This is a genomic window from Blastococcus sp. SYSU D00922, from assembly GCF_054050495.1.
Genome location: NZ_JBJGZL010000018.1, coordinates 32,174 through 54,115, shown reverse-complemented (window position 1 = coordinate 54,115; position 21,942 = coordinate 32,174). Strand labels below are relative to the sequence as shown.

The window sequence follows — 21,942 nt, the reverse complement described above, 5'->3', positions numbered from 1 at the left end:
CGCTAGCAGACACGCCGATCTTCGGAGGAACTGGACGGTCACGAGGTCTTCTGCTAAGCGGCGTGTCGGCGGACTCTCGGCACCAGCGCCAGCCGGCGCCCAGCCAGTCAGGAGGCACCCGCCATGACCAGAAAGCTTCTCCGTCTGCTCGCCGTCACCGCCGCGGTCGCCACCGCGGCGGTCGTGGCACCCGCCCCCGCTCAGGCCGCCCCGTACTGCGGCATCACGTGGGGCTCGCTCCCGAAGGCGTCGACGAGCGCCTCGGACACCGACGTGGTCAACGGGGTGCGCGCCGGCCGGCACGCCTGCTTCGACCGGCTGGTGGTGGACCTCGGCGGCCAGGACACGACGTTCGGGGCGTACGAGGTCCGCTACGTCCCGCTGGTCCACGAGGACGGCTCGGGCTATCCCGTCCCCGTCCGCGGCGCGGCCGACCTCGAGATCGTGCTCCGCGCTCCTGCGTACGACCAGTACGGCGAGCCGACGTACGAGCCGGCGAACCCCCGCGAGGTCGTGGACGTCTCGGGCTGGACGACCTTCCGCCAGGTCGCGTGGGCGGGCTCCTACGAGGGCTCGACCACGATGGCGCTCGGCATCCGGGCGCGCCTGCCGTTCCGGGTGTTCGTCCTCCCCGGCACGGCGCAGTCCGACGACGGCCCGCGGCTCGTCGTCGACGTGGCGCACGCCTGGTGAACGCGGGCGGGGACGCCGTCGGCACCGGACGGCGTCCCCGTCGGCTCAGCGGGCCGCGGGCCCCTCGCCCTCGCCGGGCCGGGGGGCCTCGATCGCACGGGGCTGCTTCCGCAGGGCGTCGAGCACCTGCTCGCCCGGCTGCGGCTCGAACAGCTCCGCGGGGCTGTCGGGCACCTGACGCGCCGGGTCGGCGGGGTCGAAGCTCGGCGGGATCCGCTTGAGGTGCTTGGTCATCGACCGCACCAGCAGGAAGACGGCGATCAGCAGGACGACGGTGAGCAGCAGCCCGAGCGGGCCGGACTTCCCGACGTCCTCGGGTGCCTGCTCGGCCAGCAGGCCGGCCAGCTCGGTCATCGGACCCCCACCTCGCTGCGGATCCCGGCGAACAGATCGTCCTCCGGGACGGCCGACTCGACCAGGCTGCGGGCCAGCTCGTAGTCCTCGGTCGGCCACACCCGCTGCTGGGTGTCGATCGGGCAGGCGAACCAGCGGCCCTCCGGGTCGATCTGGGTGGCGTGCGCGATCAGCGCCGCGTCCCGGACCGGGAAGTACTCCGCGCAGGGCACGCGCGTGGTGACCCGGTGGGAGATGTCGTGGGCGGGATCCCAGTTCGCCAGCCACTCGGCGTACGGGGACTCCGCGCCGCTCTCCAGGATCGCCTCGTGCAGCGCCTTGGTCCGGGGCAGCGTGAAGCTCATGTGGTAGTAGAGCTTGCTCGGCTGCCAGGGCTCACCGAGCTCGGGGTAGCGGTCCGGGTCGCCGGCGGCCTCGAACGCGTGCACGGAGATCTCGTGCGTCTTGATGTGGTCGGGGTGCGGGTACCCGCCGCGCTCGTCGTACGTGGTGATGACCTGCGGCTTGAACCGGCGGATGAGGGCGACCAGCGGAGCGGCCGCCTCCTCGATCGGCACGAGCGCGAAGCAGCCCTCCGGCAGCGGGGGCAGCGGGTCGCCCTCGGGCAGGCCGGAGTCGACGAAACCGAGGAACTCCTGCTCGATGCCGAGGATCTCGCGCGCCCTGGCCATCTCCTCGACCCGGATCTGGGGCAGCCGCTCCCAGACCTCCGGGCGGTCCATCGCCGGGTTCAGGACGGAGCCGCGCTCGCCCCCGGTGCAGGTCGCGACCAGGACGCGGGCTCCTTCCGCGACGTACTTGGCCATGGTCGCGGCGCCCTTGCTCGACTCGTCGTCCGGGTGCGCGTGGACGGCGAGCAGGCGCAACTGATCTGGTGCGGTCACCCGACCATTGTCACCCGTCCCCGGCGACGTCCGGTGCAGCCCCGGAGCCGGTCGCCGGGGAAAGCCCTGCTCGTGCACCCGGTCGGGGGAAGTGTGCCGCTGATCACGAGGCGGCCCGGTACGGTTCCGCATCTCGCGACGGCGGTGCGCGCGGGACCGCACGTCCGTGCACAGCCGTCGACGCCGGTGTTAGCTTGGCGAGATTGACCAGCGGCCGCTCCCGATCGGGGGCGGCCTCCCGAGTCTCAGGAGTACCTCACGTGTCCACCCCCACTGACGAGCAGGAACAGGGCATCTGGCTGACCCAGGAGGCCCACGACCGGCTGAAGGCCGAGCTCGACCAGCTGGTGGCGAACCGCCCGGCCATGGCCGCCGAGATCAACGCCCGCCGCGAGGAGGGCGACCTCAAGGAGAACGGCGGCTACCACGCCGCCAAGGAGGAGCAGGGCAAGCAGGAGGGCCGGATCCGCCAGCTCACCGACCTGCTCCGCAAGGCGCGCGTGGGCGACGCCCCGAAGACGGCCACGAACGCCGCCCTGGGCACGGTCATCACGGTCAAGTTCGCCGGCGACGACGACACCGAGAAGTTCCTGCTCGGCTCCCGCGAGATCGCCGGGACGACGAACCTCACCGTCTACTCGCCGGAGTCGGCCCTCGGCGCGGCCATCATGGGTGCCGCTCCCGGCGCCACCGTGACCTACCAGGCGCCGAACGGTCGCGACATCAGCGTCGAGGTCGTCGCCGTCGAGCCGTTCGTCCCCTGAGTCCGGCGATGGGGGCGCGCTCCCGTCAGGCGGAGAACACCGGTTTCGCCTGCGTGCACTGCGCCGCGCAGGTGCCGGCCAACACCGACGGGCACTACCGCAACCACTGCCCGTTCTGCCTGTGGTCGCTGCACGTCGACGAGTTCCCGGGCGACCGGGCCAGCGAGTGCCGGCAGCCCATGGAGCCGATCGGGCTGGTCGAGAAGTCGGGCAAGGGCTGGCAGGTGGTGCACCGCTGCACGGCGTGCGGCCACCGCCAGCCCAACCGCCTGGTGCGCGACGGCGCGAGCCCCGACGACCTGGACCTGGTGCTCTCGCTGCCCTGGTTGTGAGCCCCGCTCCTGGAGTCGTCCTCCCGCTCCTGGACTCCTGCAGAAGTCCGGGAGCGGGAGGAACGGTCCAGGAGCGGGGTCAGGCCGTGGCGAGCCCGCGGCGGCGGAGCAGGGGCTGCGGGTCGGCGTCCCGGCCGCGGACGGCGCGGAAGGCCGCGAGCGGGTCGACCGAGCCGCCCACCGCCAGCAGCTCGGCGCGGAACACGTCGCCGTTCTCGCGGCGCAGGCCGCCGTTCTCCTTGAACCACTCCACGGTGTCGGCGTCGAGGATTTCCGACCAGATGTAGGAGTAGTAGCCGGCCGCGTAGCCCCCGGCGAAGACGTGCTGGAAGTAGGTCGTCCGGTAGCGCGGCGGCACGAGGGCGGACGCGACCCCGGCGTCGGCCAGCGCCCGCTGCTCGAACGCGATCGGGTCGGCGATCTCCGCGCCCGGCGCGATGCGGTGCCATGCCTGGTCGAGCAGCGTCGCGGCAAGGTACTCCAGCGTCGCGAAACCCTCGCCCCACAGCCGGGCGGCGTCGATGGCCTCGACGGCGGCGCGAGGAAGGGGCTCGCCCGTCTCGACGTGGCGGGCGTAGTTGCCCAGCACCTCGGGCCAGAGCGCCCACATCTCGTTCACCTGGCTGGGGAACTCGACGAAGTCGCGCGGGACGGCGGTGCCCGAGAACCGCGGGTAGGTGACCGCCGAGCTGAGCCCGTGCAGCGCGTGGCCGAACTCGTGGAACAGCGTGTTCACCTCGTCCAGGCTGAGCAGCGTCGGCCGGCCCTCCGGTGCGCGGGACACGTTGAGGTTGTTGACGACCACCGGTGACGTGCCGAGCAACCGGGACTGCCGGACGAACGAGCTCATCCAGGCGCCGCCGCGCTTGCCCTCGCGCGCGAAGAAGTCGCCCAGGTAGAGGCCCACGGAACCACCGGCGGCGTCGGTCACCTCCCACACCCGGACGTCGGGGTGGTAGCCGCGCAGGTCCGGCCGCGGCGTGAACCGGTAGCCGTAGAGCAGCTCGGCGGCGTGGAAGACGCCGTCGACCAGCACCCGGTCCAGCTCGAACCAGGGCCGCAGCGCGGCGGTGTCGACGGCGTACCGCTCGGCCCGCACCTGCTCGCTGTAGAACGCCCAGTCCCACGCCGCCAGCTCCACGCCGTCGCGGGCCGCGACCTCCCGGAGCACCTCCGCCTCGGCCTCGGCGTTGGCCACCGACGCCGGGACCATGGACGCCAGCATGGCGTCGACCGCGGTGGTGGTGCGGGCGGTGGAGTCGGCGAGGACGAGGTCGGCGTGGGTGTCGAAGCCGAGCAGGCGGGCGCGCTCGGCCCGCAGGAGCGCGATCCGCACGGCCACCGGACCGTTGTCGTGCTCGCCCGCCGACGCGCGGGCCAGCGACGCCTCGAGCACCCGACGCCGCAGCTCCCGGTTCCGCAGCTTCGCGAGGACCGGCTGGCCGGACGGCAGGAGCAGCGGGAGGAGGTGGCCGTCGAGCCCGCGGTCGGCGGCGGCCGTGGCGGCAGCGGCGATCTCCTGCTCGGACAGCCCGTCGAGCTCGGCCCGGTCGGCCACCCGCACGGCGGCGGCCTCCGTGGCCAGCTGCAGGTTCTGGCCGAACGTCGTCGACAGGGTGGAGAGCTCCTGGTTCAGCTCGGTCAGCCGGGCCCGGCCCGACTCGTCGAGCTGGGCGCCGGCCAGCACGAAGTCGAGGTGGTAGCGCTCGACCAGCCGGACGCCCTCGTCGTCCAGGCCGCTGTCGTGGCGGGCCTCGTGGACGGCGTGGATGCGGGCGAACAGCGCGGGGTCCAGCCGGATCGCGTCGTCGTGCGCGGCCTCCAGCGGCGCGATCTCCCGCTCGATCTCCCGCAGCCGGGGCGTCGAGACCGACGACGTGAGGTTCCCGAACACGCTCCAGGCGCGGACCAGCAGCTCGCCCGACCGCTCCATGGCGACGACGGTGTTCTCGAACGTCGGCTCCTCGGTGGCACCGACGATCGCGGCGATCTCCGCCCGCTGCGCGGCCATCCCGGCCAGCAGCGCCTCCCGGCAGTGCTCGGGCGTGATGTCGGCGAACGGTGGGAGCCGGAAGGGCAGCGCCGAGACGCTCGCCAGGGGGTTGTCAGGGGACAGGGCGGGGGGCGCAGGCGGAGTCATCGCGGTCATTACATCGCGCCCCTCCGGGCCGCACCGCGGCCACGTGCCGTCCCGGGCAGCGATGAGCCGTGGCGCGGTGCGCGGGCGGAGGCCTCCGGCCCCCACCCGCGCACCGCAACCGATCCGGCTCGTGGCTCAGCGGCTGGCCGTGCGGCGGTACGTGCGCACCGACAGCGGCACGAACACCGCCAGGATCGCCACGCCCCAGATCGCGGAGTAGAGCACCGGGTTCTGCAGCGACCACACGTCCGGAGCACCGAAGGAGTTGCCGAACAGGTTCCGGGCGGCCTGCACGACCGACGAGACCGGGTTCCACTCCGCGAACGTGCGCAGCACGGACGGGAAGGTCTCCAGCGGCACGAACGTGTTCGCGACGAAGGTGATCGGGAAGATCACGATGAAGCTCGCGTTCTGCACCACCTCCGGCGTCCGCACCAGCAGCCCGACCTGGGCCATCAGCCACGACATCGCGTAGGCGAACCCGAGGAGCACCAGGAAGCCGCCGACGGCCTCGAGGAACGAGGTGTTGATGCGCCAGCCGACGAGCAGACCGGTGAGCGCCATGACGACGATCGACAAGGCGTTGAGCGCCAGGTCCGCGACCGTCCGCCCCACCAGGACCGCCGAGGGCGCCATCGGGAGCGAGCGGAACCGGTCGATCAGCCCCTTCTGCAGGTCCTCGGCGAGGCTGGCACCGGTGATCGTGCTCCCGAAGATGACGGTCTGGGCGAAGATGCCCGGCAGCAGGAACTCCGCGTAGCTGATGTCGCCGGGGACGTTGATCGCGCCGCCGAAGACGTACCGGAACAGCAGCACGAACATGATCGGCGAGAGCGTCGCGAAGACGATCAGGTCGGGCACCCGCTTGACCTTGATCAGGTTGCGGCGGGTGATCGTCAGGCCGTCGGACACGGCCATGGTCAACGCGGTCATCGGGCGCTCCCCACGGTGGTCGCCGGCTCCTGCTCGGCGTCGGATCGGTCGCTCTCGCCGGTCGCGTCCTCCTCGGCCGCGTGGCCGGTGAGGGTGAGGAAGACGTCGTCGAGGTCGGGCCGGCGCAGACCGACGTCCAGGACCTCCACGTCCCTGCCCTCCAGCAGTCGCAGCGCCTCGGCCAGCACCTCGGTGCCACCGCGGACCGGGAGGCTCAGCCGCCGGCTCTGCTCGTCCGAGTGCGGCTCGTCGACCGCGAGCGACCGCAGCCGCTCGGCCGCCTCGGCCACGTCGACCGGCCGGCCGAACGTGAACTCCAGCCGCTGCCCACCCACCTGGGCCTTGAGCTCGTCGCCCGTGCCGCGGGCGATGACCCGGCCGCGGTCGATGACGACCATGCGGTCGGCCAGCCGGTCGGCCTCCTCCAGGTACTGGGTGGTCAGCAGGATGGTCGTCCCGCCGTCGGCGAGCTCGGCGATGAACTCCCACATGGCCAACCGGCTGCGCGGGTCCAGCCCGGTCGTCGGCTCGTCGAGGAAGAGCACGCGCGGGCGGTTGATCAGCGAGGCGGCGATGTCCAGCCGGCGCCGCATGCCGCCCGAGTACGTCTTGGCCGGGCGGCCGGCGGCGTCGGAGAGGTCGAACCGCTCCAGCAGCTCCCCCGCGCGGGCCCGGGCCTCCGCCTTGGGCAGGTGGTAGAGGCGCCCCACCATCTCGAGGTTCTCGAAGCCGGTCAGGTACTCGTCGACGGCGGCGTACTGGCCGGTCAGCCCGATCGACGCGCGCACGTCGTCGGCGTCACGCACCACGTCCAGCCCCATCACCTCCGCCCGCCCCGCGTCGGCGAGGAGCAACGTGGTGAGGATCCGCACCACCGTCGTCTTCCCCGCACCGTTCGGGCCGAGGAGCCCGAGCACCGAGCCCTCGGCCACGGTCAGGTCCACACCGTCGAGAGCGGTGGTGGCGCCGTAGCGCTTCACCAGCCCCTCGACCACGATCGCGTCTGTCATGAGGGCCACGCTAGGGCCGGACGGTGACAGATCCCGACCGCTTTTCGCGGTCGGCGGACAAGCAGTTCAGCTATCGCATGCACGGGAGTCAGGACGGCGCCGATCCCCGGAACTCATCGGCGTGCTCAGCCCGGCGCGACGGCGTAGCCCGCGCGGGTGAGCGCCGCGCTGACCTCGCCGGCGTGGTCGGGGCCGCGCGTCTCGAGGACGACGAAGATCTCCACTTCCCCGACGTGCAGCCCGGTGCCGGTCCGCTCGTGCTCGACCTCCAGGACGTTGGCGCCCACCGCGGCCAGCTCGGCCAGAACCCCGGCGAGCGAGCCCGGCCGGTCAGGCACCGTCAGCCGCAGCGAGAGGTAGCGCCCGGCGGCCGCCATGCCGTGCTGGACCACCTTCAGCAGCAGGACCGGGTCGATGTTGCCGCCGGAGACGACGGCGACGACCGGCGGCGCGAACGCCTCCGGGTCGGCGAGGATCGCGGCGACGGCGGCCACGCCCGCGGGCTCCACCACGAGCTTGGCCCGCTCCAGGCAGAACAGCAGGGCCCGGGAGAGGTCCTCCTCGCTCACCGTCCGCACCTCGTCGACGAGGCCCTGGACGTGCGCGAGCGTCAGGTCACCGGGCGAGGCGACCGCGATCCCGTCGGCCATGGTCGCCATGGCCGGCAACGGGACGGGCCGGCCGGCGGCCAGCGATCCGGGGAAGGCGGCGGCCATCTCGGCCTGCACCGCCACCACCCGGACGTCGGGCCGCCGCGCCTTCACCGCGGCCGCGACCCCGGACACCAGCCCGCCTCCGCCGGCGCACACGACGACGGTCGCGACGTCGGGGCACTGCTCGAGGACCTCCAGGCCCACGGTCCCCTGCCCGGCGATGACGTCGGCGTGCTCGAACGGGTGGATGAACACCGAGCCGGTCCGCTCCGCGTGCTCGGACGCGAAGTGCAGCGCTTCCGTCAGCGTCGGGCCGCCCAGCCGCACCTCCGCCCCGTAGGACCGGGTCGCCGCGACCTTCGGCAGCGGGGCCGAGTCGGGCATGAAGACCGTGGCGGTGCAGCCGAGCAGCCGGGCGGCCAGGGCGACGCCCTGGGCGTGGTTGCCGGCGCTGGCGGCGACGACACCGCGGGCGCGCTCGGCGTCGGTCAGCCGCGAGATGCGCGTGTAGGCACCGCGGATCTTGAAGGACCCGGTCCGCTGCAGGTTCTCGCACTTGAGCCACACCGGGCCGCCGACGCGGTCGGCCAGGCCGCGGGAGTGCCACAGGGGCGTGTGGCGGACGACGTCCCGGAGCAGCGCCGCCGCTGACTCGACGTCGGCGCCGCTGACCAGGGGCGGCCGGGCGGTGGGGGCCTGGGGCGTGGACACGCGCTGATCCTCGCAGGCCGCACGCAGGCAACCGGTGACCCAGCCCGCACGACCGTCGTACCTTTGGCGAGGTGACGGACCCGGCCACAGCAGCCACTCCCTCCCCCGCCCCCACGACCCTGGGCGAGCTCCGCGAGAGCGGGCCCGCCTTCCGCCCGGTGAAGGCGGAACTGCGCGCCAACCTGCTCGCCCGGCTCGGCCGCGGAGAGCCGAGCCTCCCCGGCATGGTCGGCTTCGAGGACACCGTGCTCCCCGAGGTCGAGCGCGCCCTCATCGCCGGCCACGACCTCGTCCTGCTCGGCGAGCGCGGCCAGGGCAAGACCCGCCTCATCCGCACCCTCGTCGGCCTGCTCGACGAGTGGACGCCGGTCCTCGTCGGCAGCGAGCTCAACGAGCACCCCCTGCACCCGATCTCGGTGTGGGCGCACCGGCAGATCGCCGAGCACGGCGACGCCACCCCGGTGGGCTGGCTGCACCGCAGCGAGCGCTTCGGCGAGAAGCTGGCCACCCCGGACACGAGCGTCGGCGACCTGATCGGCGACGTCGACCCGATCAAGGTGGCCGAGGGACGCACCCTGGGCGACCCCGAGACGGTCCACTACGGCCTGGTCCCGCGCACCAACCGCGGCATCTTCAGCGTCAACGAGCTGCCCGACCTCGCCGAGCGGATCCAGGTCGCGCTCCTGAACGTGCTCGAGGAGCGCGACATCCAGATCCGCGGCTACCGGGTCCGGCTGCCGCTGGACCTGCTGCTGGTCGCCAGCGCCAACCCCGAGGACTACACCAACCGCGGCCGGATCATCACGCCGCTCAAGGACCGCTTCGGCGCCGAGGTGCGCACCCACTACCCGATCGAGCTGGCCGACGAGATCGCGCTGCTGCACCAGGAGGCGCAGACTTCGTGGACCGGCGACGGCACCTTCGGGACGCCGGTCGTGCCCGAGCACCTGGTCGAGATCATCGCCCGCTTCACCCGGTTGGTCCGCGAGTCCAGCCACGTGGACCAGCGCTCCGGCGTCAGCGCCCGGTTCGCGATCGCCGGGCTGGAGACGGTGACCGCCTCCGCCGTCCGCCGCGCCGCCATCGCCGGTGAGACGCGGCCGGTGGCCCGCGTGGTCGACCTGCCGAGCGTCGTCCCGGCCAGCCGCGGCAAGGTCGAGTTCGCCGACGCCGGCTCCGACCCCGACGACGAGCGGGAGCTCGAGGTGCTGGAGCACCTGCTGCGCCAGGCGACCGCGCAGACGTTCCGTGCCCGCTGCGCCGGGCTGGACCTCACCGGCCTGCAGGAGCACTTCACCGGCGGCGAGACGGTCGAGTCGGGCGAGCTGGTGCCCGCACCCGCGCTGCTCGGGCAGCTCGGCACCATCCCGAGGCTCGCCGAGCTGCTCGGCCGCCTGGGCGTGCCGGAGGGCGAGCAGTCGGCGGAGCAGGCGGCGGCCGCCGTGGAGTTCGCCCTCGAGGGGCTGTACCTCACCCGGCGGCTGGCCAAGGACACCGACGGCACCCGCACGGTGTACGGGGCCTGACGTGGCCGGACGACGCGGGCGCGGCTACCGCTACGGCAAGTGGCACGGCGGCCCCGACCCCCTGGCCCCGCCGTACGACCTCGGCAACGCCGTCGACGAGATCGGCGACTCCGTGCTGGGCGGCAGCGGCGTGCGTGAAGCGCTGCGCGAGCTGCTGCGGCGCGGCACGGAGGGACGGCGTGGCCTCGACGAGCTGCGCCGGTCCGTGCGCGAGCGGCTGCGCAAGGCGCGGACCGCCGGCCGCATGGACGGCACGCTCCAGGAGGTCCGCGAGCTGCTCGACAAGGCGCTGACCGCGGAGAAGCGCGAGCTGTTCCCGGATCCCGACGACTCCGCCCGCCTCGCCGAGGCCGAGCTGGACGCGCTGCCGGAGGACACGGCGGGCGCCGTCCGGGCGCTGAAGGAGTACCCGTGGCGGTCCCAGGAGGGCCGGGAGGCCTACGAGCAGATCCAGGACCTGCTGCGCCGGGAGGTGCTCGACAGCTCCTTCGCCTCGATGAAGCAGGCGCTGGAGAACGCCAGCGAGCAGGACATGCAGGCCGTCAAGGACATGGTGGCCGACCTGTCGCAGCTGATCGACGCGCACAACCGCGGTGAGGACACTGACGAGCGCTTCCGCGACTTCATGGACAAGCACGGCCAGTTCTTCCCCGACGACCCGCAGTCGGTCGAGGAGCTGATCGACTCGCTGGCCCGCCGTGCCGCCGCGCAGGAGCGGATGATGGCGGGCCTGTCGCCGGAGCAGCGGGCCGAGCTCTCGGACCTGATGTCGCAGGCCATGTCCGACATGGGGCTGGCCAGCGAGATGGCCCACCTCTCCGACGCCCTGCGCCAGGCCCGGCCGGACCTGCCGTGGGGTCAGCGCGGGCAGGTCCCCGACGGCGAGCAGGGCCTCGGCATGGGCGACGCCACGAGCGCCGTCGCCGAGCTGGCCGACCTCGAGGCCCTGTCCAGCCAGCTGTCGCAGGGCTACGCCGGCGCCTCGCTGGCCGACATCGACGAGGAGCTGCTCGAGCGCGCTCTCGGGCGGCCGGCCGTCGACGACCTCGCGGCCCTCCGGCAGCTCGAGCGCGAGCTGGAGCGGCAGGGCTTCCTCAACCGCTCCGACGGCAAGCTGGAGCTCTCCCCCAAGGCGGTCCGCCGGCTGGGCGCCACGGCCCTGCGTCGGGTGTTCGCCAAGCTGGACGCGACCGGCCGCGGGGAGCACGACGTCGCCGACGCGGGCGCCGCCGGGGAGCTCACCGGCAGCTCGCGGGAGTGGCGGTTCGGGGACGAGCAGCCGCTCGACGTCGTCCGCACGGTGAAGAACGCCGTCCTGCGGACGGCGCACGAGCCGCGAGCGGACGGCGCGCGCGGCGTGCGGATCGCGGTGGACGACTTCGAGGTCGTCGAGACCGAGCGGCGCACCGGCGCCGCGGTCGCGCTGCTGGTCGACCTGTCCTACTCGATGGCGCTGCGCGGCACCTGGGGCGCGGCCAAGTCGACGGCGATGGCGCTGCACTCGCTGGTGACGACGAAGTTCCCGCAGGACGCCATCCAGGTCATCGGGTTCTCGTCCACCGCCCAGGTGCTCCGGCCGGAGACCCTCGCGGAGCTCTCGGTGGACACGCTGCAGGGCACCAACCTGCAGCACGGCCTGATGCTCGCCCGCCGGTTCCTGGCCCACCACCGCGACGCCGAGCCGGTCGTCCTGGTGGTGACCGACGGCGAGCCGACCGCGCACCTGGAGGACGACGGGACGCCGTTCTTCTGCTGGCCGCCGATGCCCGAGACGATCGCCCGGACCGTCGCCGAGATCGAGCGGGTCGCGCGGACCGGGGCCACGGTGAACGTGTTCGCGCTCGACCCCGACCCCGGGCTGATCCACTTCGTGCACGACCTCACGCAGCGGGCCGGTGGGCGGGTGTTCGAACCGGACGCCGAGCGGCTGGGCGAGTACGTGGTGGCCGACTACCTGCGGGTGCGCCGGGGCCGCCGCGCCCGGTAGGGGTCGGCACGCCCTGCCGAGATCCCGTGATCTCGGCGCTCCAGGACCTCTGATGCGCCGACATCGTGGGATCTCGGCGGGTGCGCGGCGGGGCGTCGGGCACGCTGACCCCGTGACCGTGACCGTCGGCGAGGTTGCCGCGGACCTGACCTACCCCCTGCGGCAGGCGGTCCTGCGCCCGGACGGCGGCGACGTCGTCTGGGCCGGCGACGAGGACCCCGCGACCTTCCACCTCGCGGCGCGCACCGCCGACGGCCGGGTCGTCGGCGTGGTCCGCTTTTCCCCCGCCGCCTGCCCGTGGCGCTCCGCCGAGCACCCGTGGCAGCTGCGCGGGATGGCCACCGACGCCGCGGTCCGCGGCTCCGGGGCGGGGCGTGCCCTCGTCGTCGCGGGGCTGGAGGCGGTGGCCGCGCGCGGTGGCGACCTGCTGTGGTGCGACGCCCGCGTCGCCGCCATCGGCTTCTACGAGCGGATGGGCTTCACGGTGGTGACCGAGCCGTACGACAAGCCCGGCATCGGCCCGCACCGCGGCATGCTGATCGAGGTCACCCCCCGCTCGAGCTGATCCCGGGGATCCTCCCGGCGCGGAAGGCGTCGACGAACAGGCGGTGGTCCTCCTGCGCCTGGCGCGCATAGGCGTGGGCGAACTCGACCAGGTCGGCGACGAACTCCTCGCGGCGGTCGCCGATCATCGCCAGCACCGCCTCCTCGGTCTGGAAGGGCACCAGCTCGTGGTCGCTGTCGGCGTCACCGACGCAGTGCAGCTTGGCCGTGGCCCGGCCGAGCTGCACCAGCACCGGGCGGATCTCCTCGGGCTCGGTGAGGTCGTCCCAGTCGAGGTCCAGCTCGTAGGGCGACAGCTCGGCGACGACGAAGCCGGTGCCCCGGATGTCGGTGTAGCCGAGGAACTGGGAGGTGTGCGACTGCAGCGCCCGCTGGCTGGTCACCGTGCGGTGCCCCTCGTGGTGGAAGTAGTCCCGGATCCGGGCGTCGGTGACGATCCGGCTGGGCGCCGCCACGTTGCCCTGCTTGACCGACAGGACGACGTCGTTCTCCAGCGCCTCGTCGTAGCCCTCGAGCAGCACGTTGTAGGCGGGCAGGCCCGCGCTGCCGATGCCGAAGCCGCCGGTGCCGATGAGGTCCTTCACCTCGTAGGCGACCTCGCGGCGCCACGGTCGCGGCGGCAGCGTGTCCTTGTACCGCTCCAGCGCCTCGAGCACCTCGTCCCGCTCGGCGTCCTCCAGCCGTCGGTTGCGGGCGCGGTCGGCGAAGCGCCGCTCGTAGCGCTCCACGACGGTCATCCGGTCCAGCAGTGCCAGCCGGGTGCGGGTCGCTGTCTCCCGCACCAGCTCGCGGACGGCCCCCTCGGTGTTGTGCACGGTGAGCGCGAAGTCGCGGTCGGAGTCCGACCGGCTGAACGCCTCCACCTGGTCCACCCAGGCCTCCAGGTAGACGCGGACGAGCTCGCCGATCACGTCGTCGGAGAACGCCTTGCGCCACGCCATCAGGGCGAAGCTCGCGGCGAACCGCCGCAGGTCCCAGCTCACGTGCCCGAGGTAGGCCTCGTCGAAGTCGTTGACGTCGAAGACGATCCGCCCGGTGGAGTCCATGTAGGTGCCGAAGTTCTCGGCGTGCAGGTCGCCGTGGATCCACACGCGCGACGTCCGCTCGTCGCTCCAGGGGTCCTCGACCGTCGCCATGTCGGCGTAGAACAGACAGGCACTGCCCCGGTAGAAGGCGAAGGGATCGGCGGCCATCTTGCGGAACTTGGTGCGGAACGCCTCGGCGTCGGCGGCCATGAGATCGGCGAACGCCTCGACGAGGACGTCGACGATCAGTTGGGTCCGGTCGCCGGACTCTGTGGGCTGGGTCACACCTGCGGGTGATAGGGCCACAGGAGGCACCGTAGAGGGCCGATAACCTGCGTAACAGGAACGGACGACGCGAGCACAGGAGCGGAGGGACCGTGGCGCTGACGGGGACGACGCGACGCCTCGCCGCTGCCACCGCGTACGGCGGGGGCAGCGTCGCCCTGGGCGGTGTCGCCCTGGCCGCCCTGCTCCGCGAGGAGGCCCGCGCCGCCCGCCGCAACATCGAGTCCCGCACCAGCAAGGGTGATCCGCCCTCGGGCGACGGCGTCTACGGGCAGCGGTCGAGGAACAGCCGCGGCAAGCCGCTCGTGTTCACGGTGCTCGGCGACTCCAGCGCCGTCGGCCTCGGCGTGCACCGGGCCGAGGAGACCCCCGGCGTCCTCATCGCCTCGGCCCTGGCCGAGCTCGCCGAGCGACCGGTCCGGCTGGTCCGCCTGGCCAAGTCCGGCGCCCGCTCGCCCGACCTCGACGAGCAGGTCGACCGGGCCCTGGCCGAGCACCCCACCGTCGCGCTGATCATGATCGGCGCCAACGACGTCACCAGCCGCACCCGCCCCACCGTCTCGGTCAAGCACCTCGGCGAGGCGGTCCGCCGGCTCACCGCGGTCGGCTGCGAGGTCGTCGTCGGGACCTGCCCCGACCTGGGCACCATCCGGCCGATCGCCCAGCCGCTGCGCACCTTCGCCCGGCGCTGGAGCCGGCAGATGGCCGCCGCCCAGACGATCGCCGTGGTCGAGGCCGGCGGTCGCACCGTGTCGCTGGGCTCGGTGCTGGGCCCGGCCTTCGCGTCCGACCGGGCGATGTTCAGCGTCGACGAGTTCCACCCCAGCGCGCACGGCTACGCGCAGGCAGCCGCCGTCCTGCTGCCGTCGGTCGCGGACGCCGTGGGTGTCTGGCCGGCGTCGGCCGACCGCGGCGTGCGGCCCATCCGCCGCGGCACCGTGCGACCGATCGAGAAGGCCGCGGCGCGCGCCGCCAGCCGCACGGGTACCGAGGTCCAGCCGGCCGAGGTGGGCGGTTCCGACACCGGGCCGTGGGGCGCCTGGGCCCTGCTGCGCCGTCGCCGTCCCCCGGAGATGCCGACGCCGGAGCAGGCGCAGGAGTCGGCGGAGGCACCCGCCACGGCGTGAGGTGAGGACCTCCGTTACCGCGGAGTAGTTTCGGGGGCGACCCGTCGCCTGCGCACCCCGCACGGCGCCCACCTCATCGTGGAGGACCCATGCCCGAAGCCGTCATCGTCGCGACCGCCCGCTCCCCCATCGGTCGCGCGTTCAAGGGGTCCCTCAAGGACCTGCGGCCCGACGACCTGGCCGCGACCATCGTCAAGGCGGCGCTGGACAAGGTGCCCGCGCTCGACCCCCGCGACATCGACGACCTGATGCTCGGCTGCGGCCTCCCCGGCGGCGAGCAGGGCTACAACATGGGCCGCGTCGTCAGCGTGCTCCTCGGCATGGACCACCTGCCCGGGACGACGATCACCCGTTACTGCTCCTCCTCGCTGCAGACCACCCGCATGGCGATGCACGCCATCAAGGCCGGCGAGGGCGACGTCTTCATCTCCGCCGGCGTCGAGATGGTGTCCCGCTTCGTGAAGGGCAACAGCGACGGCCTCCCGGACACGAAGAACCCGGTGTTCGCCGACGCCGAGGCCCGGGGCGCCAAGGTCGCCGAGAGCGGCGCCGACTCGTGGACCGACCCGCGGGAGAACGGCGAGATCCCCGACGTCTACATCGCGATGGGCCAGACCGCCGAGAACCTCGCCCTGCTCAAGGACGTCTCGCGGCAGGAGATGGACGAGTTCGCCGTGCGCTCGCAGAACCTCGCCGAGGAGGCCATCAACAACGGCTTCTGGGAGCGGGAGATCACCCCGGTCACCACGCCCGACGGCACCGTCGTCAGCAAGGACGACGGCCCGCGCGCCGGCACCACGCTCGAGGCGCTCTCGCAGCTCAAGCCGGTGTTCCGCCCCGACGGGCGGGCGACGGCCGGCAACGCCTGCCCGCTCAACGACGGCGCGGCCGCCGTGGTGGTCATGAGCGACACCAAGGCCGCCGAGCTGGGGCTCACCCCGCTGGCGCGGATCGTGTCCACCGCGGTCACCGGCCTCTCGCCGGAGATCATGGGTTACGGCCCGGTCGACGCCTCGAAGCTGGCCCTCCAGCGCGCGGGCATGACGATCGACGACATCGACCTCGTCGAGATCAACGAGGCCTTCGCCGCCCAGGTCATCCCGAGCTACCGCGACCTGGGCATCGACATCGACAAGCTGAACGTGCACGGCGGCGCCATCGCCGTCGGCCACCCGTTCGGCATGACCGGCGCGCGCATCACCGGCACGCTGATCAACGGCCTGCAGACCAAGGACAAGACGTTCGGTCTGGAGACCATGTGCGTCGGTGGGGGCATGGGCATGGCGATGGTCATCGAGCGCCTGTCCTGACGACCTGACGAGCTCTCGGTACGGAGAGCTCGGGAACGACGAAGGCCCGGCCCCCTCTCGGGGACCGGGCCTTCGTCGTGGTGCGGGTGCGGGTTACTCGCGGAAGTAGCTGAGCAGCCGCAGGATCTCCAGGTACAGCCAGACGACCGTGACGAGCAGGCCGAAGGCGATGTACCAGGCGAACTTCGCCGGGGCGCCGCGGCGGATCGCCTCGTCGGCCATGTCGAAGTCGAGCAGCAGCGAGAACGCCGCGACACCGATCACGACCAGGCTGAACACGATGGCCAGCGGGCCACCGTCACGCAGGCCGAGCCCACCGTCGACGAAGAAGCCGGCGACCAGGTTGGCCAGCGCCAGGACCAGCACACCGATCAGGGCCCCGACGATCCAGCGCGTCAGCTTCGGGGTGACGCGGATCGCGCCGGTCTTGTAGACGACCAGCATGCCGGCGAACACACCGAAGGTCCCGATCACCGCCTGCGTGACGATGCTCGTCCCGTACTGGACGGCGAAGAACTCGCTGATCGCGCCGACCAGGACACCCTCGGCCGCGGCGTAGGCCAGCGTGGCGGCCGGGTTGGCGATCTGCTTGAACGCGATCACCAGGCCGAGCACGAGACCGACGAGCAGAGCCGGGAAGAGGAGGGCGACCGCCACCGAGTCCGGCACGGCCAGCCACGTGAACGCGGCGGTCAGGACGGTGACGAGGAAGGTGACGCCGGTCTTGGTGACGACGTCGTCCATCGTCAGGTAACGCGTCGTCGTCGCCGAGTACGGCGACGGGGCGGCGTAGGGGTCGTACTGGGTCGGCGCGCCGTACTGCGGCTGGGGCTGGCCCCACCCGGCGTACTGCTGCTGGCCACCGGGGGCCGCGCCGAATCCCCGGAACGCCGGGTTGCTGCTGGGCATCGTCATCTCCCTGAGGTGACTGTTCGGTCCGTGGAGTCCACGGTGGTGCACTCCACTCGGTCAGGTCAACGCCTGGAGGCCCTGCGTAGTTCCGGCGTGTCGCGATTCGCCCGTCCGGGCCACGGGCCCGTGGGCGGCGGTGCCCCCGGTCGGGATCGAACCGACACTCGGACCCTTTTAAGGGGCCTGCCTCTGCCGATTGGGCTACGGGGGCGCTCTGCGCACGCTAGCCGGGCCGCCCGTCCGCTGCCCGTACGGTGACCCCCGTGAGCCCCAGCCCCCAGGTCCCCGTCCGGGTCATGCGCGCCGGCGTGCGCGCCCTCGTCCGCCCGGCGCTCGGCCCGCGCCTCCCGGTCGGCCTCCAGCGGCGCTGGCTGGCGGCCGTCACCCGGCCGACCCCGCTGGCCGACGGCGTCGCCGTCGGCACCGGCCGGCTGGGCCGCCGCCCGGCCGAGGTCCTCACCCCCGCCTCCGGCGACCCGGGCTCGGCGGTGCTCTACCTGCACGGCGGCGGGTTCACCACCGGCTCCCCCGCCACGCACCGCGCCCTCGCCACCCACCTGGCCGCGGCCGGCGGTGCGACCGTGCACGTGCTCGACTACCGGCTGGCGCCCGAGCACCCGTTCCCGGCCGCACTGGACGACGTCCTGGCCGCGTACCGCGAGCTGCTCGACCGGGGTGCCACCCCCGACCGCACGGCCATCGCCGGCGACTCCGCCGGCGGCTGGCTGGCCCTCGCCGCCGCCCTCCGGCTGCGCGACGGCGACGGCCCGCTGCCGGCCGCCCTCGGCCTGATCTCCCCCTGGCTCGACCTCACCGGCAGCACGTGGCCGGACGACCGCGGCGACGCGATGCTCCGGCCGGCGTGGCTGCGCCGGTGCGCCCGGGACTTCGGGAACGGCACGCACCCAGGTGCCGCCGAGCTCTCCCCGCTCGACGCCGACCTGACGGGGCTGCCGCCGATCACGGTGCACGTGGGCAGCGAGGAGATCCTGCTCGAGGACGCCGTCCGGCTCGCCCGCGTCGCGCGGGCCGCCGGAGTGCCGGTCGACCTGCGCCGGCTCGACGGCCTGTGGCACGTCGCGCACGCGTCGGCCGGGATGGTCACCGCCTCCACCGCCGCGGTGAACGCGATGGGTGCCGCTCTCGGAGCGCGGCTGACCGGCGGGGCGTCGACGCTCGCGGGCTGAGTCCACCGCTCCGCTCAGGCGCCGGGGCTCTGGCGCCGGCGGCTCCCGCCGACCGCCAGCACGGCCTCGAGCGCGGCGGCCACCGCGGGCCGACGTGGTCCCTCCGGCACCGCGACCTGTACCCGCCGCAGACCCGCGCGGTCGCGCAGGGGCACGACCACCAGCTCGTGGTCGCTGACCAGCACCGTCAGGCGGTGGGTGAGCGCCACGCCGCGCCCGGCCGCCACCAGGGCCTGCGCCTCGAAGGGCTCGTCCCCGCGTCCGGCCAGGAGCAGCGGCGGCCGCAGTCCCGCGCGGCCGAGGACGAGGTCCAGGCGCCGGGCCGCGGAGCCTTCGTGCGGCCGGATCCAGGTCTCCTCTGCGAGCTCGGCGAGAGAGACCTCACCGGAGGCCAGCCGGTGCCCGGCCGGGAGGAGTACCGCGACCGGGTCCTCGAACAAGGGCGACAGCTCGACCCCGGGAACCGCAGGGGCGGGCTCGAAGTCGTGCTCGAAGACGAAGGCCAGGTCCAGCGTCCCGGCACGAAGCCGGCCGAGCGCGGCCGGACGGTCCACGAGTTCGTCGACCAGCCGGATGCCCGGGTGCGCGCGGTCCAGCAGCGCGGCCGTCTCCGCCGAGAGGTGCACGAGCGCGGACAGGAACGACCCGAGCCGCACGACGCCCTGGCGGAGGGCGACGAGGTCCCGCACGTCGCGCTCCGCACGGTCGAGCTGGCCGAGGACGAGGTCGACGTGGGCGAGGAGGGCGCGACCGGCCTCGGTGGGGACGACGCCCTGCCGGGTGCGGCGCACGAGCCGGGCGCCGAGGTGCTGCTCGAGGAGGCCGACCTGCCGCGAGACCGCCGGCTGCGTCAGCGCCAGCTCCTGCGCCGCCCGGGAGAAGGAGCCGCGGGCGACAACCGTCCGCAGCGTGACCAGCTTGACCGGATCCAGCATGCGCAGAACTTTGCACCGCTTCGCCTGATCCTGATGCGTGGGAATACCTGCCGACGTGCATCCCGCCGAACGTGGACCGCTTCGCTCGCGCGCGCAACGGCACATGGCTCTGCTTCCTCGTCACCGGGCTGCTGAGCGCCACGTGGGCCTCCCGCATCCCCGCCGTCCAGGACCGGCTGGACCTGGACGAGGCCGGTCTGGCGGTGGTGGTGCTCGGGATCGAGGGGGGCGCGCTGGTCGGGCTGCCGCTGGGAGCCGCGGTCGTCGCGCGGGTGGGCAGCCCGGCGGCACTGCGCGCGGCACTCCTGCTCTTCGCGCCGGGGCTGGTGGCCGCGGCCGCCGCCCCGGGTGTGGGCGTGCTGGTACCGGCGGTGGCCGTCTGGGCGGCGGCGAACAGCGTCATCGACGTCGCGCTGAACGCCCAGGGTGTCGAGCTCGACCGGCGCAACGGGCGTCCCGTGCTGGCCGCGTTGCACGCCGGGCAGAGCGCCGGCCTGGTGCTCGGCGCCGTCGCAGGGACCGTCGCCGCGGCAGCCGGCCTGCCCCTGCCGTGGCACGCGGCCGTCGTCGCCTGTGCGGGGCTCGTGCTCGGCCTGCTCGGTGCTCGGGCCGCGGTGCGGGAACCCGCCCCCCGCGGCCCGCGCCGTTCGGTGCGCCCTCAACGGCGTCTGCTGGTTCTCGGAGCGATCGCTTTCTGCGCCTTCCTGGTCGACGGCGCGGCGATGAACTGGATGGCCGTGCATCTCGGCACCGCGCACGGAGCGGGCCCGGGGCTCGCGGCGGCCGGCTACCTCGGCCTCACGCTCGCGATGGTGGCCGGCCGCCTGCCGGCGGACCGCGTGGTCGAGAAGTTCTCGCGGCGCCGCGTCACGGAGGGCTGCGCCACGGGCATGGCCCTCGGCGCCGCGCTCGTGGTGCTGGCGCCGTCGACCGCTGTCGCCGTGTGCGGCTGGCTCGTGCTGGGGCTGTTCCTGGCGCCGGTGACGCCCACCGTGCTCGGTGCCGCTCCAGCCGTGAGTGGTGCGCCGTCCGCCGCCGCGCTCTCGGCGGTGACGACGGTCGGCTACCTGGGGTCGTTCACCGGCCCTCCGGCCATCGGCCTGCTCGCGGACGCCTGGGGCCTCACGGCGGCACTGGCGCTGCTCCTCGGCGCGTCCCTCGCCATCGGCCTGCTGGCCCGCGCCGCCCTCGGGCGTGCGTGACGCCGGTCAGCCGGCCCGCTGCTGCTCGGCGCCGTCCGGGCGGGGTGGGGGCAGCTGCCCGGCCCGACCGGTGTTGGCGGCGAAGACGAACTCCCGGCGCGGGTCCTGCAGCTGCCCGAGGGAGACCACCTCGCGGCGGAACAGCGAGGCCAGCGTCCAGTCGGCGATCACCCGGGCCTTGCGGTTGAAGGTCGGCACCCGGCTCACGTGGTAGCTGCGGTGCATGAACCAGGCGGGCCAGCCCTTCACCTTCACGCCGTAGACCTGCGCCACGCCCTTGTGCAGCCCGAGGCTGGCGACCGAGCCGACGTACTCGTGCCGGTAGGGCACCGGTTCCCGGCCGGCGAGGACGGCGACGATGTTGTCGGCCAGCTGCTTGGCCTGCCGGACGGCGTGCTGGGCGTTCGGCGCGGTGGTCGCGCCCGGGTCGTCCTTGGTCAGGTCCGGTACCGCCGCGAGGTCGCCGGCCGCCCAGGCCCCGGGCATCCCCCGAACCTGCAGCGTGGGCTCGCACTCCACCCGGCCGCGGCCGTCCACCGGCAGGTCGGTGGCGGCGAGCACCGGGTTCGGCTTGGTGCCCGCCGTCCACACCAGCGTCTCGCTCGGGAACTCCTCGCCGTCGCTGAGCCGGACGACGCCGTCCTCGGACACCGACTCCAGCCGGGTGTTCAGCCGCACGTCCATGCCGCGGGCGGTCAGCTGGCGCACCGTCCACGCGGCCATGTCCAGGTCGACCTCGGGCAGGATGCGGCCCATCGCCTCGACCAGCACCCAGCGCATGTCCGACGGCGACAGCCGCGGGTAGTAGTGCTCGATGGCGTAGCGCGCCATGTCCTCGAGCTCGGCGAACGCCTCCACGCCCGCGTAGCCGCCGCCGACGAAGGTGAAGGTCAGCGCCCGCTGCCGCACCGCCGGGTCGTCGGTCGAACTGGCTGCGTCCAGCCGCGCCAGCACGTGGTTGCGCAGGTAGATGGCCTCGCCGACGTTCTTGAAGCCGATGCCGTGCTCCGCCAGGCCCGGGATCGGGAGCGTGCGCGCCACGGACCCGGCCGCCATCACGAGCACGTCGTAGGAGACCTCGAACGGCGTCCCCTCGACCGGCGCCACGCGGGCCTTCCGGTCGGCGTGGCTGAGGCCGACGAGGGCTCCGGTGATCACCCGGCAGTGCCGCAGCGTGCGCCGCAGCGGGACGACGACGTGCCGGGGCTCCACCGAGCCGGCGGCGGCCTCCGGCAGGAACGGCTGGTAGGTCATGTGCGGCTGCGGGTCGACGACGACGATCTCGGCACGGCCCCGCGACAGCTTCTTCTGCAGCCGCAGTGCCGTGTAGAGGCCGACGTAGCCCCCTCCGACGACCAGGATCACCGGGCGGTGGGTCAGCTCGCGCGCGATCGCCTCAGCCATGCAG

Annotated in this window: 20 protein-coding genes and 1 tRNA gene; 10 read left to right on the top strand and 11 right to left on the bottom strand. The window is 73.7% G+C overall.

Annotated elements, in window-relative coordinates:
- Positions 1 to 123: 123 nt before the first annotated feature.
- Positions 124 to 693: an AMIN-like domain-containing (lipo)protein gene (locus ACI78T_RS19265; protein WP_456559740.1), complete on the top strand. Its 570-nt coding sequence runs from the start codon at positions 124 to 126 to the stop codon at positions 691 to 693.
- A 45-nt stretch (positions 694 to 738) separates the two neighbouring features.
- Here ACI78T_RS19265 and ACI78T_RS19260 read toward each other — a convergent pair whose 3' ends face one another.
- Both ACI78T_RS19260 and mca read right to left on the bottom strand, forming a co-directional pair.
- The gene (locus ACI78T_RS19260) at positions 739 to 1,047 is read right to left on the bottom strand and encodes a hypothetical protein (RefSeq protein WP_456559739.1); all 309 of its coding nucleotides are present in this window, start codon (positions 1,045 to 1,047) and stop codon (positions 739 to 741) included.
- A complete protein-coding gene (gene mca, locus ACI78T_RS19255; protein ID WP_456559738.1) occupies positions 1,044 to 1,931 on the bottom strand; it encodes a mycothiol conjugate amidase Mca in 888 nt (295 codons plus the stop codon). Before mca ends, ACI78T_RS19260 begins: the two co-directional genes overlap by 4 nt.
- A 260-nt stretch (positions 1,932 to 2,191) precedes the next feature.
- Here mca and greA point away from each other — a divergent pair, with 260 nt between their 5' ends.
- The gene (greA, locus tag ACI78T_RS19250; protein ID WP_456559737.1) at positions 2,192 to 2,695 is read left to right on the top strand and encodes a transcription elongation factor GreA; all 504 of its coding nucleotides are present in this window, start codon (positions 2,192 to 2,194) and stop codon (positions 2,693 to 2,695) included.
- Between the two features lie 8 nt (positions 2,696 to 2,703).
- The gene (locus tag ACI78T_RS19245; RefSeq protein ID WP_456559736.1) at positions 2,704 to 3,027 is read left to right on the top strand and encodes an RNHCP domain-containing protein; all 324 of its coding nucleotides are present in this window, start codon (positions 2,704 to 2,706) and stop codon (positions 3,025 to 3,027) included.
- A gap of 79 nt (positions 3,028 to 3,106) precedes the next feature.
- Here the strand turns inward: ACI78T_RS19245 and ACI78T_RS19240 are convergent, their stop codons facing one another.
- From ACI78T_RS19240 to ilvA, 4 genes are all read right to left on the bottom strand, one after another.
- Positions 3,107 to 5,167: a M3 family metallopeptidase gene (locus ACI78T_RS19240; RefSeq protein ID WP_456559735.1), complete on the bottom strand. Its 2,061-nt coding sequence runs from the start codon at positions 5,165 to 5,167 to the stop codon at positions 3,107 to 3,109.
- Positions 5,168 to 5,302: 135 nt separating this feature from the next.
- Positions 5,303 to 6,100: an ABC transporter permease gene (locus ACI78T_RS19235; RefSeq protein ID WP_456559734.1), complete on the bottom strand. Its 798-nt coding sequence runs from the start codon at positions 6,098 to 6,100 to the stop codon at positions 5,303 to 5,305.
- Positions 6,097 to 7,110: an ATP-binding cassette domain-containing protein gene (locus ACI78T_RS19230; RefSeq protein ID WP_456559733.1), complete on the bottom strand. Its 1,014-nt coding sequence runs from the start codon at positions 7,108 to 7,110 to the stop codon at positions 6,097 to 6,099. Before ACI78T_RS19230 ends, ACI78T_RS19235 begins: the two co-directional genes overlap by 4 nt.
- Before the next feature lie 125 nt (positions 7,111 to 7,235).
- The gene (gene ilvA, locus ACI78T_RS19225; protein WP_456559732.1) at positions 7,236 to 8,474 is read right to left on the bottom strand and encodes a threonine ammonia-lyase; all 1,239 of its coding nucleotides are present in this window, start codon (positions 8,472 to 8,474) and stop codon (positions 7,236 to 7,238) included.
- Positions 8,475 to 8,545: 71 nt separating this feature from the next.
- On the opposite strand from ilvA, the gene ACI78T_RS19220 reads away from it, so the two are divergent.
- From ACI78T_RS19220 to ACI78T_RS19210, 3 genes are all read left to right on the top strand, one after another.
- Positions 8,546 to 10,000 (top strand): sigma 54-interacting transcriptional regulator, encoded by a 1,455-nt coding sequence (locus ACI78T_RS19220; RefSeq protein WP_456559731.1) that lies wholly within the window; start codon positions 8,546 to 8,548, stop codon positions 9,998 to 10,000.
- A 1-nt stretch (position 10,001) separates the two neighbouring features.
- Entirely contained in the window at positions 10,002 to 11,987 is a 1,986-nt protein-coding gene (locus ACI78T_RS19215) for a VWA domain-containing protein (protein ID WP_456559730.1), read from the top strand.
- Positions 11,988 to 12,099: 112 nt separating this feature from the next.
- Complete coding sequence (locus ACI78T_RS19210; RefSeq protein WP_456559729.1) at positions 12,100 to 12,552, top strand: GNAT family N-acetyltransferase; 453 nt, start codon at positions 12,100 to 12,102, stop codon at positions 12,550 to 12,552.
- Here the strand turns inward: ACI78T_RS19210 and ACI78T_RS19205 are convergent.
- Complete coding sequence (locus ACI78T_RS19205) at positions 12,533 to 13,861, bottom strand: DUF2252 domain-containing protein (RefSeq protein WP_456559728.1); 1,329 nt, start codon at positions 13,859 to 13,861, stop codon at positions 12,533 to 12,535. The genes ACI78T_RS19210 and ACI78T_RS19205 overlap by 20 nt on opposite strands.
- A gap of 92 nt (positions 13,862 to 13,953) precedes the next feature.
- On the opposite strand from ACI78T_RS19205, the gene ACI78T_RS19200 reads away from it, so the two are divergent.
- Positions 13,954 to 14,988 (top strand): SGNH/GDSL hydrolase family protein, encoded by a 1,035-nt coding sequence (locus ACI78T_RS19200; protein ID WP_456559727.1) that lies wholly within the window; start codon positions 13,954 to 13,956, stop codon positions 14,986 to 14,988.
- A gap of 89 nt (positions 14,989 to 15,077) precedes the next feature.
- Positions 15,078 to 16,298: an acetyl-CoA C-acetyltransferase gene (locus ACI78T_RS19195; protein ID WP_456559726.1), complete on the top strand. Its 1,221-nt coding sequence runs from the start codon at positions 15,078 to 15,080 to the stop codon at positions 16,296 to 16,298.
- Positions 16,299 to 16,391: 93 nt separating this feature from the next.
- Here ACI78T_RS19195 and ACI78T_RS19190 read toward each other — a convergent pair whose 3' ends face one another.
- Both ACI78T_RS19190 and ACI78T_RS19185 read right to left on the bottom strand, forming a co-directional pair.
- Positions 16,392 to 17,207 (bottom strand): Bax inhibitor-1/YccA family protein, encoded by an 816-nt coding sequence (locus ACI78T_RS19190; protein ID WP_456559725.1) that lies wholly within the window; start codon positions 17,205 to 17,207, stop codon positions 16,392 to 16,394.
- A 140-nt stretch (positions 17,208 to 17,347) separates the two neighbouring features.
- A tRNA-Leu gene (locus tag ACI78T_RS19185) sits at positions 17,348 to 17,421 on the bottom strand.
- A gap of 52 nt (positions 17,422 to 17,473) precedes the next feature.
- Between ACI78T_RS19185 and ACI78T_RS19180 the strand changes: the two genes are divergently transcribed.
- Entirely contained in the window at positions 17,474 to 18,397 is a 924-nt protein-coding gene (locus ACI78T_RS19180; RefSeq protein WP_456559724.1) for an alpha/beta hydrolase, read from the top strand.
- Between the two features lie 14 nt (positions 18,398 to 18,411).
- Here ACI78T_RS19180 and ACI78T_RS19175 read toward each other — a convergent pair whose 3' ends face one another.
- Positions 18,412 to 19,332, bottom strand: coding sequence for a LysR family transcriptional regulator (locus ACI78T_RS19175; RefSeq protein ID WP_456559723.1), 921 nt, complete (start codon positions 19,330 to 19,332; stop codon positions 18,412 to 18,414).
- 71 nt (positions 19,333 to 19,403) lie between these two features.
- Here ACI78T_RS19175 and ACI78T_RS19170 point away from each other — a divergent pair, with 71 nt between their 5' ends.
- Positions 19,404 to 20,534: an MFS transporter gene (locus tag ACI78T_RS19170; protein WP_456559722.1), complete on the top strand. Its 1,131-nt coding sequence runs from the start codon at positions 19,404 to 19,406 to the stop codon at positions 20,532 to 20,534.
- 6 nt (positions 20,535 to 20,540) lie between these two features.
- Here the strand turns inward: ACI78T_RS19170 and ACI78T_RS19165 are convergent, their stop codons facing one another.
- Positions 20,541 to 21,938, bottom strand: coding sequence for an NAD(P)/FAD-dependent oxidoreductase (locus ACI78T_RS19165; protein ID WP_456559721.1), 1,398 nt, complete (start codon positions 21,936 to 21,938; stop codon positions 20,541 to 20,543).
- Positions 21,939 to 21,942: the final 4 nt, after the last annotated feature.

What these genes read in the sequence shown, in the direction of transcription:
- ACI78T_RS19190 (WP_456559725.1), bottom strand. Translation starts at nt 17,207, where the DNA reads ATGCCCAGCAGCAACCCGGCGTTCCGGGGATTCGGCGCGGCCCCCGGT.
- ACI78T_RS19245 (WP_456559736.1), top strand. Translation starts at nt 2,704, where the DNA reads ATGGGGGCGCGCTCCCGTCAGGCGGAGAACACCGGTTTCGCCTGCGTG.
- ACI78T_RS19230 (WP_456559733.1), bottom strand. Translation starts at nt 7,110, where the DNA reads ATGACAGACGCGATCGTGGTCGAGGGGCTGGTGAAGCGCTACGGCGCC.
- ACI78T_RS19175 (WP_456559723.1), bottom strand. Translation starts at nt 19,332, where the DNA reads ATGCTGGATCCGGTCAAGCTGGTCACGCTGCGGACGGTTGTCGCCCGC.
- ACI78T_RS19195 (WP_456559726.1), top strand. Translation starts at nt 15,078, where the DNA reads ATGCCCGAAGCCGTCATCGTCGCGACCGCCCGCTCCCCCATCGGTCGC.
- ACI78T_RS19165 (WP_456559721.1), bottom strand. Translation starts at nt 21,938, where the DNA reads ATGGCTGAGGCGATCGCGCGCGAGCTGACCCACCGCCCGGTGATCCTG.
- ACI78T_RS19235 (WP_456559734.1), bottom strand. Translation starts at nt 6,100, where the DNA reads ATGACCGCGTTGACCATGGCCGTGTCCGACGGCCTGACGATCACCCGC.
- ACI78T_RS19265 (WP_456559740.1), top strand. Translation starts at nt 124, where the DNA reads ATGACCAGAAAGCTTCTCCGTCTGCTCGCCGTCACCGCCGCGGTCGCC.
- ACI78T_RS19240 (WP_456559735.1), bottom strand. Translation starts at nt 5,167, where the DNA reads ATGACTCCGCCTGCGCCCCCCGCCCTGTCCCCTGACAACCCCCTGGCG.
- ACI78T_RS19260 (WP_456559739.1), bottom strand. Translation starts at nt 1,047, where the DNA reads ATGACCGAGCTGGCCGGCCTGCTGGCCGAGCAGGCACCCGAGGACGTC.